This is a genomic window from Kluyvera sp. EC_51 (assembly GCF_019584505.1).
In the GTDB taxonomy this organism is placed as follows: domain Bacteria; phylum Pseudomonadota; class Gammaproteobacteria; order Enterobacterales; family Enterobacteriaceae; genus Kluyvera; species Kluyvera sichuanensis.
Genome location: NZ_VDAG01000108.1, coordinates 16,707 through 30,101 on the forward strand (window position 1 = coordinate 16,707; position 13,395 = coordinate 30,101).

The window sequence follows — 13,395 nt, forward strand, 5'->3', positions numbered from 1 at the left end:
TATTGGGTTACGGTACGTTAAACACCCGAGGAAACGCAGGGTTATTGTTGCACTAATGTTATTAATGAAGATTCCGATACCACCGGCCACAGCGTACCGAGCATCGCGCTAAATCCATAAGGAATAACGCGCTGGCGGATATTTTCATCATCAATGCCTGACACCATAATTCCCTGACAGTAAGGCTGAATCTGGCTCACAATGGCACGCATAAACGGCTCAAAAGAGAGTGATTTCAGCTGACGCTGCACAAAGCTCTTATCCAGCACGATGCGTTTGAATAGCCCGGCAAACACGGCCTTCGTGGACGCATTTCCCGCGCCAAAGTCGCTGAGTGCGAGCGGAAAACGTTGGCTCAAGCGGGTGAGCGAATGGTTTTCATCAATATCATTCAGACCTGGATACTGCTCACTAACGGCCAGTTCAAGAAAAGGTAAACGCTGAACGCTGGCGGCCAGTTCATCGTCGCTGAGTAGTGCTTCAACCACGCCCGGCGGGATCATTATCCATGCGGTTAAATTATGCTGCATAAAGAACAGCTGACAGGTGGTCAGCAAGGCCAGTTTTTCCTGAAACAACGTTATTTCTTGTTGTTGAGTAAGACGGGGTAACACCAGACTCGTGGGAATTCGGACGTGGTTATTAAGGCCTGTAAACTGGCACACCACCTTCAGACCAACAAGTTGCCCCTCGCTATTTCGGGCGGGAAGAAAATACAACTGAGAAGTATATGTATTATCCAGCGATACAATCATTGCGACTGCCCTTCACTTAAAGCCATGTCCGGGTTCCTGACGTCACAAAGCAAAAAACCTGCGGTGATGGAGACGGTATCTATTCCTTTCATCGGTTCCTTTTTATTTCATCAATCCGTCACTGGATCGTAATGATTGTAATCGAAAGTAATGGAATAACACAATCAACCTTAAGTTCTATGATCTTGCCTAACAAAATTATGAATATAGCAGGCTACTTATTATAAATTTCACAACCTATTAAAAGAAAAGGAGGCATTTCGCCTCCTTTTCTTTTTGATTAAATTCGCCTGGCTTGCCAGAAATTTTTTCGCCAGTAGACGTTATCCAGCGAGGACCGCGTCACGCCCTGGCTGGTCGAGGCGTGAATAAACTGGTTATCGGTATCGTAAATACCAACGTGTAGCCCACTTTCACCCGCTCCGGTTTTGAAAAAGACCAGATCACCGGGTAACAGATCGCCTTTGTCTATCTCAGTACCAATCTTCGCCTGTTGCCGCGTCTCCCTCGGCAGCTGCATTTCAAACTTATCGCGGAAAGTCATCAGCACAAACGCCGAGCAGTCCACACCACGGCGAGTCATGCCTCCGTAGCGATAAGGTGTACCGTGCCAGTTTTGTAGCTGGTCATTAAGACCGGCAATCACGGCAATAGAATCCGAAAGTCGGGGATTCGGCGGCGGCGCACGGTGGCTGCTACACCCTGCTAAAATGAATGCCACAAGAAAAAGAGTCCAGAAACGCATATCCAGCGCATCCTCTGTTTTTTAATCAGCTAACAAATTATATCGATTCGCGATCGGCTGGCAAGCAATGCCTATAGCGGCAAGAAAAGTATGGGTTAATTTTCGCCGTCATTGTCATAAATGAGCATTTGGTGACCAGCTATTTCCAGTTTCTGGAAAGTCATATTATAAGCGGCGGCTAAATAATCAGCCTGCAATACGCTTTCAGTTTCGCCACTGGCAATCATCTGCCCTTCACATAATAACCATGTGCGGTCAGCATGGCGCAGCGTGTAGTTGAGATCGTGACTGCTCATCACCACGGCGACGCCCGCAGCACACAACTCCACCAGCAACTTATCCAGCGCCGCCTGCTGGGCAACATCGAGGCTGTTCATCGGTTCATCCAGTAGTAATAGCTGACCGTCCGGGTTAGCAGCGGGATGAATCTGTAAAATCACTGCCGCCAGCCGTACGCGCTGCCACTCTCCGCCAGAGAGTTGGCTGACGTTACGCCCCAGCTTATTGCTTAGCCCCAGCGCCTGCGCCACGTAAGCAGACAAGGAAGCGTCCTGAGTCGTTGATTGATGCAGCATCAGAAACTGCCAGACCGGCATAGCGAACGGTGCAGACTGGTGTTGGGAAAGATAGGCACGATGACGTGCCAGTTGGGCGGCGGACCAGTCATCCAATGACTGACCGTTGAGCGTTATCACCCCTCTCCCCCGGCTGAGCCCGGCCACTCTCGTCAGCAACGTGCTTTTCCCGGCACCGTTTGGCCCCACCAGATGCACCATTTCACCGCGCTTAACGTCGGCGGTAATCCCCTGGAGTCTGCCGTTTTCACTGACGTCCTGAAGCTGCATCAAGGGCATCATGACTGCGCGAGAGCCTGCTTAATGGCTGAGGTCAGAATAGGATCGTCAGGCGTCATATCAGGAGAGAAACGATTAATCACCTCACCATCGCGACCAATTAAAAACTTCTCAAAGTTCCACAGGATATCGCCGGGCTGTGCGGGCGCACGGCCTTTGCTCGCCATACGCTCGTAGAAACCGCTGCCTTCTGGCGCAATGGCGTCTGGCGCTGCGCGCGTCAGCAGGCTATAGAGCGGATGGCGCTGCTCGCCGTTCACCTCAACTTTGCTAAACAGCGGGAAAGTCACGCCGTAAGTGGTGCTGCAGAAAGTTTTGATCTCTTCTTCGCTGCCCGGTTCCTGGCCCAGGAATTGATTACATGGGAAGCCCAGCACGGTAAAGCCTTCCCCCTGCAAAGACTCCTGCAGCGCTTCCAGCTGCTCATACTGCGGCGTCAGGCCACATTTCGAGGCCACGTTAACAATCAGCAGTACCTTGCCCTTATAGCCTTCCAGGGTGGTTTTTTCACCATCAATGGTGGTCACGGGGGTATTCAGAACATTGGTTTGCATAGCATCCTCTTTTCAGCGTGTTTGGGGTCTTATCGCCCGGCCTTTCATAATAGCCAGAGACGCGGGCGCGACACCAAGGCTTTTTAGCCAGGATGTTAATTCAGTATTTACCCGATTTAAGCAGCAGCCAGATAAACACCGGTGCGCCCAGGGTGGCCGTGACCACGCCAATCGGTAACTCAGCGGCGGACAGCGCCAACCTCGCCACGATATCCGCAAACAACAACGTGCTGGCCCCAGCCAGTGCGCTAGCTGGCAGCAGCACCCTGTGGTCGGTCAGGCCGCACAGGCGCAGCATATGCGGTACCACCAGCCCGATAAAGCCGATAGCGCCTGCCAGCGCCACACTGACGCCCACCAGCCAGCCGGTCGCCATCACCAGCAGTTTACGCCACAACGCGATAGGTACCCCAAGCTGGCGCGCGGAGGTTTCACCCAGCGCCAACAGGTTTAGCGGCTGCGATTGCCAACAAAGCCAGATTATCACCGGAACCAGTGCCCCCATCAGCCAGAGTTGCTGCCAGTCAACGCCGCCAAAACCGCCCATCATCCAGTACATCAACTGGCGCAGATCGAACGAGGTTGAGAAATAGACGGCCCAGGTCATCAGTGCGCTACAGATAATCCCAAGCGCAACCCCGGCAAGCAGCAGACGGCTGGTCGATAAATGTCGGCGAGCGAAGCGCATCAGAATCGTGGTGATGGTCAGGGCCCCAACGATCGCTGCCAGTCCTGGTCCCCAGGCCGGTAGCAGCCCTTGCCCCAGCATCACCGCGGCAATCAACCCTACACCTGCCCCGTTTGAAACCCCAAGCAAACCCGGCTCAGCCAGCGGGTTCTCAAACAGCGCCTGCATCACGGTACCGGACAACGCCAGCGCGGCCCCCACCAGCACCACCGCCAGCGTACGCGGCAGGCGGATTTGCCAGATAAAGAGCTGCCCTTTCGCCGTGAACCATTCACCTGGTGCAATCCATTGGTCGCCGGCGCACAGGCCGATAGCCAGCATAAACAGGAGAAGAAGCGACAGCGCGATGAGCCAGCGGCGGTGAAGCCGCTGCTGTTGGGATGCATAAACCAGCATAGTTATCCGTAAGCTCGTAGAGAAGCGTCTGATTTTACGGTGGTTCCGCCACCAGGAAAAGAAAAAGGCCGCATGCGCGGCCTTTTTAGTTAGTTCAGATTACTCTTCTTTGGGTGTTGCGTTTTCGACCCGGCTTTTTAACTTCTGTCCTGGTCTGAAGGTCACCACACGCCGGGCTGTAATGGGAATATCTTCACCCGTTTTAGGGTTACGTCCCGGGCGTTGGTTTTTGTCACGCAAATCAAAGTTACCAAAACCGGAGAGTTTTACCTGCTCACCGTTTTCAAGAGCGCGACGGATCTCTTCGAAAAACAGCTCCACCAGTTCTTTGGCATCCCGCTTGCTAAGCCCAAGCTTATCAAACAGATATTCTGACATTTCAGCTTTTGTAAGCGCCATAGGTTCAATCCCTCAATGATGCCTGGAATCGCTCTTTTAATGCCTCTACACATTTGGCGACGGTAGCGGCAATCTCCTCTTCTTCGAGTGTACGGCTGGTATCTTGTAGGATCAGGCTGATAGCAAGGCTCTTATAGCCTTCCGCAACACCCTTACCACGGTACACGTCAAATAAGTTTACGCCAACTACCTGATTTACGCCAACTTTCTTACATTCGTTTAAAATATCTGCTGCAGGTACGTTTTCAGCAACCACAACCGCGATATCACGACGGTTTGCCGGGAAGCGTGAAACGTCACGAGCCTGAGGAACCACGCGGTCTGCGAGCTTGTTCCACTCCAGTTCAAACACCAGAGTACGGCCGTTCAGATCCAGCTTACGTTCCAGTTCCGGGTGAATAACACCAATGAAACCAACGCGTTCACCTTTCAGATAAATCGCCGCAGACTGGCCCGGATGCAGGGCTGGGTTCGCTTCTGCCTTGAACTGAATTTCAGATAATTTACCGGTCAGGTCGAGAACGGATTCCAGATCGCCCTTCAGATCATAGAAATCAACGGTCTCTTTTGCCAGGTTCCAGTGCTCATCGTAGCGGTTACCGCAGATAACGCCACCCAGCATCACGTCCTGACGGATGCCCAGCGGTGCCTGAGTGTCCGGTACAAAGCGCAGACCGGTTTCAAAGATACGTACGCGGCTCTGCTGACGGTTCTGGTTATAAACCACGGTAGACAGCAGGCCGGTCCATAGGGACAGACGCATGGCCGACATTTCGCTGGAAATCGGGTTTGGCAGAATCAGCGCTTCTTCACCTGGGTGAACCAGCTGCTGAACTTTTGGATCCACGAAGCTATAGGTAATCACTTCCTGATAGCCTTTGTCGTTAAGCATGGTTTTCACACGCTTCAGCGACAGGTTAGCTTCTTTATGGCTGCCCATCACCAGACCAGCCTGTACCGGCTCGTTCGGGATGCTGTTGTAGCCGTAAACACGCGCCACTTCTTCGATCAGGTCTTCTTCAATTTCCATATCGAAGCGCCAGGTCGGTGCAACCGCCTGCCATTCGTCATTCCCCACTGTCACTTCACAGCCCAGACGAGTCAGAATATCGGTCACCTGTTCATCGGCAATATGATGACCAATCAGACGATCCAGCTTGCTACGGCGCAGGGTGATGGTCGCACGCTTCGGCAGCGTAGCGTCGTTAGTCACATCGATGATTGGACCCGCTTCACCGCCGCAGATGTCGAGGAGCAGGCCGGTAGCGCGTTCAATCGCTTTGTACTGCAGTACCGGGTCAACGCCGCGCTCATAACGGTGAGATGCATCGGTGTGCAGGCCATGACGGCGTGCACGGCCGGTAATAGACAGCGGGCTGAAGAATGCGGATTCCAGCAGCACGTTTTGCGTTTCATCGTTCACGCCAGAGTGCTCGCCGCCAAAGATACCGGCCATCGCCAGCGCTTTGTTATGGTCAGCAATCACCAGGGTATCGGCGTTCAGCTTCGCTTCGGTGCCGTCGAGCAGAACCAGGGTTTCACCCTCTTTTGCCATACGTACAACGATGCCACCTTCAATGCGATCTTTATCGAACGCATGCATTGGCTGGCCCAGTTCAAGCAGGACGTAGTTGGTGATATCAACAACTGCATCGATGGAACGAATACCGCAGCGACGCAGTTTTTCTTTCATCCACAGCGGGGTTGGCGCTTTAACGTTGATGCCTTTAACCACACGGCCGAGGTAACGTGGACACGCATCGGCAGCATCAACCTGAATTGGCAGCACGTCGGCAACGGTGGCGGCAACGGCGTTGATTTCCGGCTCGTTCAGCGGCAGCTTGTTCAGCACGGCAACGTCGCGCGCAACACCGATAATGCCTAAGCAGTCGGCGCGATTCGGGGTCACGCTGATTTCGATGGTGTTGTCATCAAGCTTCAGGTATTCACGGATATCGGTACCCAGCGGCGCGTTGGCCGGCAGTTCGATAATACCGCTATGGTCGTCGGAAATGCCCAGCTCAGAGAACGAGCACAGCATCCCTTCAGACGGCTCACCGCGCAGCTTAGCGGCTTTAATTTTGAAGTCACCTGGCAGTACGGCACCGATGGTCGCTACGGCAACCTTAAGGCCCTGACGGCAGTTTGGCGCACCGCAGACGATATCCAGCAGACGTTCGCCGCCTACGTTCACTTTCGTCACACGCAGTTTGTCTGCATTCGGGTGCTGGCCGCACTCCACCACTTCACCAACAACCACGCCGTTAAAGCTACCGGCAACGGCTTCTACGCCGTCCACTTCCAGACCAGCCATGGTGATTTGGCCCGACAGCGCTTCGCTATCAATCGCCGGATTCACCCATTCGCGTAACCACAGTTCACTGAATTTCATTGTTTTATCCTGCCCTTATTTAAACTGTTTGAGGAAACGCAGATCGTTTTCGAAGAATGCACGTAAGTCGGTGACGCCGTAACGCAGCATGGTCAGACGCTCCATGCCCATACCGAAGGCGAAGCCGGAATAAACTTCCGGATCGATACCGACGTTACGCAGGACGTTCGGGTGCACCATGCCGCAGCCCAGAACTTCCAGCCATTTACCGTTTTTGCCCATCACATCCACTTCAGCGGAAGGTTCGGTGAACGGGAAGTAGGACGGGCGGAAACGAATCTGCAGATCTTCTTCAAAGAAGTTACGCAGGAAGTCGTGAATCGTGCCCTTCAGATTAGTGAAGCTGATGTTCTTATCAACAATCAGACCTTCCATCTGATGGAACATTGGGGTGTGCGTCTGATCGTAGTCGTTACGATATACGCGGCCCGGCGCGATAATACGGATTGGCGGTTCCTGATCCTTCATGGTGCGGATCTGTACGCCGGAGGTCTGCGTACGCAGCAGACGGGTAGCATCAAACCAGAAAGTGTCGTGGTCAGCGCGTGCCGGGTGGTGCGCGGGAATATTCAGCGCATCGAAGTTGTGATAGTCATCTTCGATTTCCGGACCCGTCGCCACGGTAAAGCCGAGCTCACCGAAGAAACTTTCAATACGGTCGATGGTGCGAGTAACCGGGTGTAAACCACCGTTTTCGATACGACGGCCCGGCAGGGAGATGTCGATGGTCTCTGCGGCCAGACGGGCGTTCAGTACGGCGCTTTCCAGATCGGCTTTACGCGCGTTCAGTGCCTGCTGCACCTGCTCTTTCGCTTCGTTGATAACGGCACCCGCTGCTGGACGCTCTTCTGGCGGCAGTTCACGCAGTGTGGTCATCTGAAGGGTCAAGTGCCCTTTCTTACCCAGATATTCGACGCGGACATTGTCTAACGCGGCAACATCTGAAGCCTGGTTAATGGCTGCCTTGGCACTGGCAACCAGCTCTGCGAGATGTGACATGGTTTTCCTCATTATGTCGGTGCAGACACCGGTTTGGTGGACTTAATCTCGAATTCAGATACAAAAAAAGCCTCCATCCGGAGGCTTATTGGCGCTGATTTTTCGTTTCTTCTTTCACGCGCAAGCCTCCTGAGTTCAGGTGCTAAAGTAAAAGAAGAAGCGGAAAATAGCAGCATTCATGCTTGCGTTACCTTGTGTGGTAATAACCGTAGAGTCTTTATTGAAAGGTCTACGCTGATAAATGTCAATGCATTGATACGGTTAAAATGAAAAGAGGGAGACTAGCTCCCTCTTCCAACTGGCTTATGCCAGTGCTGCTTTCGCTTTTTCGACCAGAGCGGTGAACGCTACTTTGTCGAATACTGCGATGTCAGCCAGGATCTTACGGTCGATTTCAACAGAGGCTTTTTTCAGGCCGTTGATGAATTTGCTGTAAGAAATACCGTTCTGACGTGCTGCTGCATTGATACGTGCAATCCACAGCTGACGGAACTGACGTTTACGTTGACGACGGTCACGGTAAGCGTACTGACCAGCTTTGATAACAGCCTGGAAGGCAACGCGGTATACGCGAGAACGCGCACCGTAGTAGCCTTTAGCTTGTTTCAGAATTTTTTTGTGACGTGCACGAGCAATTACACCACGTTTTACGCGAGCCATGTGAGCTCTCCTGTATCTATATTCTTAGTAAAAAAAATTAAACGTTAACGGCTTATGCGTACGGCAGGCACGCGATAACCAGACCCAGATCGCCTTTAGACACGAGGCCTTTTGGACGCAGGTGACGTTTACGTTTAGTAGATTTTTTGGTCAGAATATGACGCAGGTTTGCGTGCTTACGCTTAAATCCACCACCACCGGTTTTTTTGAAGCGCTTAGCAGCACCGCGTACGGTCTTAATTTTAGGCATCTTAATAACTTCCACTTCGCATTGTTAATAAACGAAACGTAGGCGAACAATATCAGTGAAGCCCTAAGGCTCCACCAACATTGCTACTTGAAGGCCTTACTGTTTCTTCTTAGGAGCGAGCACCATGATCATCTGGCGGCCTTCGATCTTCGTAGGGAAGGATTCGACTACTGCCAGTTCACTCAGATCGTCACGGACGCGCGTAAGCACTTCCATACCGATTTGCTGGTGGGCCATTTCACGACCGCGGAAACGCAGTGTGATCTTAGCCTTATCGCCATCTTCGAGAAAGCGAACCAGGCTGCGGAGTTTTACCTGGTAATCGCCATCATCGGTCCCAGGACGGAATTTAATTTCCTTAACCTGGATAACTTTTTGCTTCTTCTTCTGTTCCTTAGAAGACTTACTCTTTTCATAAAGGAACTTGCCGTAGTCCATGATACGACAAACTGGCGGTTCGGCGTTAGGGCTGATTTCAACTAAATCTACTCCGGCCTCTTCAGCCTTTTCGATAGCTTCTCTCAGACTCACAATACCCAAAGCTTCGCCTTCCAGACCTGTCAAGCGAACTTCCAGGGCGCGAATCTCGCCATTGATACGATTCGGACGTGCCGTTTGAACTCGTTTTCCGCCTTTAATACCTTATTCCTCCAGTTGTTGAAGACTGCGGCTGCGAATCTCTTGTTGCAGCTTCTCAATCACTTCACTTACGTCCAGGCTGCCCAGGTCTTTACCACGGCGGGTGCGAACGGCAACTTTGCCAGCTTCCACCTCTTTGTCACCGCAGACCAACATATAAGGGACACGACGTAAAGTGTGCTCGCGGATTTTAAAGCCAATCTTCTCATTTCTCAAGTCCGCTTTTACACGAATGCCAGCATTTTGCAGTTTACGGGTCAATTCGTTAACGTATTCAGACTGAGAATCAGTGATATTCATCACCACAACCTGCACAGGGGCAAGCCATGTTGGGAAGAAACCAGCGAACTCTTCGGTCAGGATGCCAATAAAGCGCTCCAGAGACCCCAGAATTGCGCGGTGAATCATCACCGGTACCTGACGCTCGTTGTTCTCGCCTACATAAGAGGCGCTCAGACGAGACGGCAGAGAGAAGTCCAGCTGTACAGTACCGCACTGCCATGCACGATCGAGGCAGTCATACAGGGTAAATTCAATTTTCGGACCGTAGAATGCGCCTTCACCCAGTTGATATTCAAACGGGATGTTGTTTTCTTCCAGCGCAACCGCCAGATCCGCTTCAGCACGGTCCCACATTTCATCGCTGCCGATACGTTTTTCCGGACGCGTTGAAAGTTTGACCACGATTTTTTCGAAACCGAAAGTGCTGTACATATCATAGACTAAACGAATGCATGCGTTCACTTCATCACGCACCTGCTCTTCCGTACAGAAGATATGGGCGTCATCCTGAGTGAAGCCGCGTACACGCATCAAGCCATGCAGTGCACCTGACGGTTCATTACGGTGGCAGCTACCGAACTCCGCCATACGCAGCGGCAGGTCGCGGTAGGATTTCAGACCCTGGTTGAAGATCTGAACGTGGCCTGGGCAGTTCATTGGCTTGATGCAGTATTCACGGTTCTCTGAAGAGGTGGTGAACATCGCATCTTTGTAGTTGTCCCAGTGGCCGGTTTTTTCCCACAGCACACGGTCCATCATGAACGGGCCTTTCACTTCCTGATACTGGTACTCTTTCAGCTTAGAGCGTACGAAAGTTTCCAGTTCACGGAAGATAGTCCAGCCATCGTTATGCCAGAACACCATACCCGGTGCCTCTTCCTGCATATGATACAGGTCGAGCTGCTTACCGATTTTACGGTGATCGCGTTTTGACGCTTCTTCCAGACGCTGCAGATAAGCATTGAGGGCTTTTTTGTCCGTCCATGCAGTACCATAGATACGCTGCAGCATCTTGTTGTTGCTGTCGCCGCGCCAGTAAGCACCGGCGGTTTTCATCAGCTTGAAGTAGTGACAGAAACGCATATTCGGCACGTGCGGACCACGGCACATGTCGACGTACTCTTCGTGATGATACAAGCCAGGCTTGTCATCATGCGCGATGTTTTCATCGAGGATGGAAACTTTATAGTTCTCACCACGTTTGACGAAAGTTTCGCGGGCTTCGTGCCAGCTCACTTTCTTCTTGATGACATCGTAGTTTTTCTCGGCGAGCTCGTGCATACGTTTTTCGAGCGCGTCGATGTCTTCCTGGGTCAGCGTATGGTCAAGATCAACGTCATAATAGAAACCGTTGTCAATCACCGGGCCGATAGCCATTTTAGTGTTTGGCCAAAGCTGTTTGATCGCATGACCAAGCAGGTGGGCACAGGAGTGACGAATGATTTCCAGACCGTCTTCATCTTTTGCGGTGATGAGCGACAGGGTGGCATCGTTTTCAATCAGATCGGAAGCGTCAACCAGCTCACCGTTTACGCGCCCAGCGATGGTGGCTTTTGCCAGGCCAGGACCGATGTCCAGAGCAACATCCATTGGGCTAACGGCGTGGTCGTAATGGCGTTGGCTGCCATCAGGAAGAGTAATTACAGGCATTTAATGTCCTTATTTGCAGTGGTGCCCCACACGAAAGAGCACATACAAAACTATATGATTAAATTTATCAACAGGTTATGGATTGATTTCTGCTTCACTCTGCAAAAAATGAGGAGTGTGTACAAATTATGTACCCTGCTCCGCCTGCATCCGCCTGCCGATAACACCGTGGGTTAGTTTACACATCATCAGGACATGATAAAAGCCGCAATTACCCTATGGGGTACACACTGCTATCTTTACCAACAATTCTGATACACTACGTTTAATCTTAATGACATAGAGACAGAAAATGCCATCACATCGATTCGCGAAAAAACACTGGAAAATGGTACTGGTACTGATCGCTATCTGCGGCGCAATGCTTCTGCTCCGATGGGCGGCGATGATCTGGGGATAATGACGAGGGCGTTACGGTTAATAACGTGAGGCATTGAAGCCAATTTAACATTCTGGCCAGCACATTAAAATATATACAGAAAATGCTGTTAACGCAGATTAATTGACAATACGTGCGGCTAAATCCAATACAGATTTACATGTAAAATACAAAAATTGAAATTTGAATTTAAAATAATAGCAGCAAGAAAAACCGGTACCACTCTACCCGGTTTTCTCTGCCGGTATTAATAACTGAACAAAAATCAAATTATTACAGCACAGAAATATTAGGACCAACCGCCCGCAACCAGGGTGTGTACGTTAAATGCGTCATCCATAGACTGACCGGTAGACTGTGAGCCTGGCGCCATGTTAGAGCCTGCTTCAACGTCGTGCGCATTGGAGATACCGATGTGCTGTGCGGTAGTGGTGTTTGTAGAACTGGCAGGTTGAGTTACTGGTTCGGCAGCAAATACGCCGAAAGAGAGTGCTGACAGCAAAATAGCTGCAGATGCGATTTTGATATTTTTCATAATGTTTATTCTCTGACTTGATTAAGACTTTAGAACGCTAAGGCATCATTCCGCCCTTGAACATAGTCTAGATCCAGATCACACTTTTGCCTAGTCAAAATATTTAGCTATTCGTGTCAAATTTACTGAATATATGTCAGAAAGGTCGAATATGGAGATATTATGGAGAACTTGTATTTTTAATAAAATAAAACAGCCGTTGTTTTTAATAATAACACAAAACGATAAATTGAAAATACAGGCCGGGGATTCCCCAGCCTGTAAATGATTACATCGTGTAACCCAGGGTCAGCGATGTACGGCGATCGGTATGATTCGGCGCCGTTGCTGGTGGCTCAGAGTTCCAGGTCACGTTGTAAGCCACTTTCAAACCAAAGTGTGCGTTAATCGCAACGTTCAGCGCGGTTTCTGAGTTCACGGTGGTATCTTCAGCCCCAAGGACGGAAACGCCCTGAGTGAATTTAGCCGTGTCGGTCATCTGCCAGGCGTAGGTAGCGGAAGCGTAGCCCAGCGGCTGGGTTTCCGTATTGCCATCGGTATATTCGTCATAACGAACACCAGGACCGAATTCAAAACGGAAGCTGTGGATTGGCCCGTTCAGGAACTGGCGACCATAACCTGCCGTAAACACGTCGCGCTCATGGTAACCATTATAGCGATCGGTTAACCAGCTAGCCTGACCAAACAGGTAGTCTTCGTGTGTCATATTGTAACGGCTACGACCACCGACGGAGTATTTCTCGGAAGAACGTTCATCATTTGCAGAGGTGTTGCTGGCAGCGCCCCACAAGGACCATGCCGTCTCGCTACCGTACCATGTGAGCGTGGAATCTGCAGTCGCTGACGTACTTTTAGTGTTGCCAGACTGCGAGAGATAGCCCGCATTGACGTTGCCTTCAAAAGGCTTTTTAGCGGTAGTTGGGTCATCCATGACAGTAAAAACGGTATCACTGGCGGTTGCATACATAGACGCAAACACGCCCCCCAGCAGCACAACCGCTACCGGTACTGTCTTCAAAAGCTTCATTTATTAAAGGTCCGTACAACAAAATAGGAGACGATTCCGTCCCGGGAAACTTTCGCGAGGATCAACGATGGGGTGGTCCGTAGAAAGGCAACAAATTATAAAAAGGCACGTATAACATAGCAATCTATTCTTCTTTCATTTTTTGAATAAGAGCCCTCTCAAAGCACGTTTTATTTCATAATAAAAAACGA

At 51.0% G+C, this 13,395-nt stretch carries 16 protein-coding genes and 1 other annotated feature; of the genes, 1 reads left to right on the forward strand and 15 read right to left on the reverse strand.

All coding sequences use genetic code 11. The features are described from left to right. Positions 1 to 41: 41 nt before the first annotated feature. From FHC49_RS21275 to thrS, 13 genes are all read right to left on the reverse strand, one after another. Positions 42 to 755, reverse strand: a complete 714-nt coding sequence (locus FHC49_RS21275) for an EAL domain-containing protein (protein WP_220440810.1) — start codon at positions 753 to 755, stop codon at positions 42 to 44. 280 nt (positions 756 to 1,035) lie between these two features. Next, positions 1,036 to 1,500, reverse strand: coding sequence for an NlpC/P60 family protein (locus tag FHC49_RS21280; RefSeq protein ID WP_185668630.1), 465 nt, complete (start codon positions 1,498 to 1,500; stop codon positions 1,036 to 1,038). A gap of 95 nt (positions 1,501 to 1,595) precedes the next feature. Beyond that, positions 1,596 to 2,357 carry a vitamin B12 ABC transporter ATP-binding protein BtuD gene (btuD, locus tag FHC49_RS21285; RefSeq protein ID WP_370631785.1) on the reverse strand — a complete coding sequence of 254 codons (762 nt, stop codon included), beginning with the start codon at positions 2,355 to 2,357 and terminating at the stop codon, positions 1,596 to 1,598. Continuing rightward, the gene (locus tag FHC49_RS21290) at positions 2,354 to 2,908 is read right to left on the reverse strand and encodes a glutathione peroxidase (protein WP_185668628.1); all 555 of its coding nucleotides are present in this window, start codon (positions 2,906 to 2,908) and stop codon (positions 2,354 to 2,356) included. The genes btuD and FHC49_RS21290 overlap by 4 nt, the downstream gene beginning before the upstream one ends. Positions 2,909 to 3,008: 100 nt before the next feature. Next, positions 3,009 to 3,992 (reverse strand): vitamin B12 ABC transporter permease BtuC, encoded by a 984-nt coding sequence (gene btuC / locus FHC49_RS21295; RefSeq protein ID WP_220440811.1) that lies wholly within the window; start codon positions 3,990 to 3,992, stop codon positions 3,009 to 3,011. Positions 3,993 to 4,091: 99 nt separating this feature from the next. Beyond that, entirely contained in the window at positions 4,092 to 4,391 is a 300-nt protein-coding gene (gene ihfA / locus FHC49_RS21300; RefSeq protein ID WP_003030571.1) for an integration host factor subunit alpha, read from the reverse strand. Between the two features lie 4 nt (positions 4,392 to 4,395). Then, entirely contained in the window at positions 4,396 to 6,783 is a 2,388-nt protein-coding gene (pheT, locus tag FHC49_RS21305; protein ID WP_220440812.1) for a phenylalanine--tRNA ligase subunit beta, read from the reverse strand. A gap of 15 nt (positions 6,784 to 6,798) precedes the next feature. After that, the gene (pheS, locus tag FHC49_RS21310; protein WP_185668625.1) at positions 6,799 to 7,782 is read right to left on the reverse strand and encodes a phenylalanine--tRNA ligase subunit alpha; all 984 of its coding nucleotides are present in this window, start codon (positions 7,780 to 7,782) and stop codon (positions 6,799 to 6,801) included. Between the two features lie 60 nt (positions 7,783 to 7,842). After that, positions 7,843 to 7,967: a sequence feature (Phe leader region), on the reverse strand. Continuing rightward, positions 7,918 to 7,962, reverse strand: a complete 45-nt coding sequence (pheM, locus tag FHC49_RS21315; RefSeq protein ID WP_001386830.1) for a pheST operon leader peptide PheM — start codon at positions 7,960 to 7,962, stop codon at positions 7,918 to 7,920. It overlaps the preceding feature by 45 nt. A 118-nt stretch (positions 7,968 to 8,085) precedes the next feature. Then, positions 8,086 to 8,442: a 50S ribosomal protein L20 gene (gene rplT, locus FHC49_RS21320; RefSeq protein ID WP_000124850.1), complete on the reverse strand. Its 357-nt coding sequence runs from the start codon at positions 8,440 to 8,442 to the stop codon at positions 8,086 to 8,088. Between the two features lie 52 nt (positions 8,443 to 8,494). Next, positions 8,495 to 8,692, reverse strand: a complete 198-nt coding sequence (gene rpmI, locus FHC49_RS21325; RefSeq protein WP_003030583.1) for a 50S ribosomal protein L35 — start codon at positions 8,690 to 8,692, stop codon at positions 8,495 to 8,497. A 96-nt stretch (positions 8,693 to 8,788) separates the two neighbouring features. After that, positions 8,789 to 9,331, reverse strand: coding sequence for a translation initiation factor IF-3 (infC, locus tag FHC49_RS21330; protein WP_071828920.1), 543 nt, complete (start codon positions 9,329 to 9,331; stop codon positions 8,789 to 8,791). A 3-nt stretch (positions 9,332 to 9,334) separates the two neighbouring features. After that, on the reverse strand, positions 9,335 to 11,263 hold the full coding sequence (thrS, locus tag FHC49_RS21335; protein ID WP_035896278.1) for a threonine--tRNA ligase: 1,929 nt from the start codon (positions 11,261 to 11,263) through the stop codon (positions 9,335 to 9,337). A gap of 292 nt (positions 11,264 to 11,555) precedes the next feature. Here thrS and yniD point away from each other — a divergent pair, with 292 nt between their 5' ends. Further along, positions 11,556 to 11,663, forward strand: coding sequence for a small membrane protein YniD (gene yniD / locus FHC49_RS21340; protein ID WP_185668624.1), 108 nt, complete (start codon positions 11,556 to 11,558; stop codon positions 11,661 to 11,663). A 268-nt stretch (positions 11,664 to 11,931) separates the two neighbouring features. On the opposite strand, the gene FHC49_RS21345 is transcribed toward yniD, so the two are convergent. Beyond that, positions 11,932 to 12,177 carry a hypothetical protein gene (locus tag FHC49_RS21345; RefSeq protein ID WP_185668623.1) on the reverse strand — a complete coding sequence of 82 codons (246 nt, stop codon included), beginning with the start codon at positions 12,175 to 12,177 and terminating at the stop codon, positions 11,932 to 11,934. Positions 12,178 to 12,445: 268 nt separating this feature from the next. Next, entirely contained in the window at positions 12,446 to 13,204 is a 759-nt protein-coding gene (locus tag FHC49_RS21350; RefSeq protein ID WP_185668622.1) for a YdiY family protein, read from the reverse strand. Positions 13,205 to 13,395 lie beyond the last annotated feature (191 nt).

Excerpts from the sequence above, each read along its gene's own strand:
- FHC49_RS21275 (WP_220440810.1), bottom strand. The coding sequence starts at position 755 with ATGATTGTATCGCTGGATAATACATATACTTCTCAGTTGTATTTTCTT.
- FHC49_RS21280 (WP_185668630.1), bottom strand. The coding sequence starts at position 1,500 with ATGCGTTTCTGGACTCTTTTTCTTGTGGCATTCATTTTAGCAGGGTGT.
- btuD (WP_370631785.1), bottom strand. The coding sequence starts at position 2,357 with ATGATGCCCTTGATGCAGCTTCAGGACGTCAGTGAAAACGGCAGACTC.
- FHC49_RS21290 (WP_185668628.1), bottom strand. The coding sequence starts at position 2,908 with ATGCAAACCAATGTTCTGAATACCCCCGTGACCACCATTGATGGTGAA.
- btuC (WP_220440811.1), bottom strand. The coding sequence starts at position 3,992 with ATGCTGGTTTATGCATCCCAACAGCAGCGGCTTCACCGCCGCTGGCTC.
- ihfA (WP_003030571.1), bottom strand. The coding sequence starts at position 4,391 with ATGGCGCTTACAAAAGCTGAAATGTCAGAATATCTGTTTGATAAGCTT.
- pheT (WP_220440812.1), bottom strand. The coding sequence starts at position 6,783 with ATGAAATTCAGTGAACTGTGGTTACGCGAATGGGTGAATCCGGCGATT.
- pheS (WP_185668625.1), bottom strand. The coding sequence starts at position 7,782 with ATGTCACATCTCGCAGAGCTGGTTGCCAGTGCCAAGGCAGCCATTAAC.
- rplT (WP_000124850.1), bottom strand. The coding sequence starts at position 8,442 with ATGGCTCGCGTAAAACGTGGTGTAATTGCTCGTGCACGTCACAAAAAA.
- rpmI (WP_003030583.1), bottom strand. The coding sequence starts at position 8,692 with ATGCCTAAAATTAAGACCGTACGCGGTGCTGCTAAGCGCTTCAAAAAA.
- thrS (WP_035896278.1), bottom strand. The coding sequence starts at position 11,263 with ATGCCTGTAATTACTCTTCCTGATGGCAGCCAACGCCATTACGACCAC.
- yniD (WP_185668624.1), top strand. The coding sequence starts at position 11,556 with ATGCCATCACATCGATTCGCGAAAAAACACTGGAAAATGGTACTGGTA.
- FHC49_RS21345 (WP_185668623.1), bottom strand. The coding sequence starts at position 12,177 with ATGAAAAATATCAAAATCGCATCTGCAGCTATTTTGCTGTCAGCACTC.
- FHC49_RS21350 (WP_185668622.1), bottom strand. The coding sequence starts at position 13,204 with ATGAAGCTTTTGAAGACAGTACCGGTAGCGGTTGTGCTGCTGGGGGGC.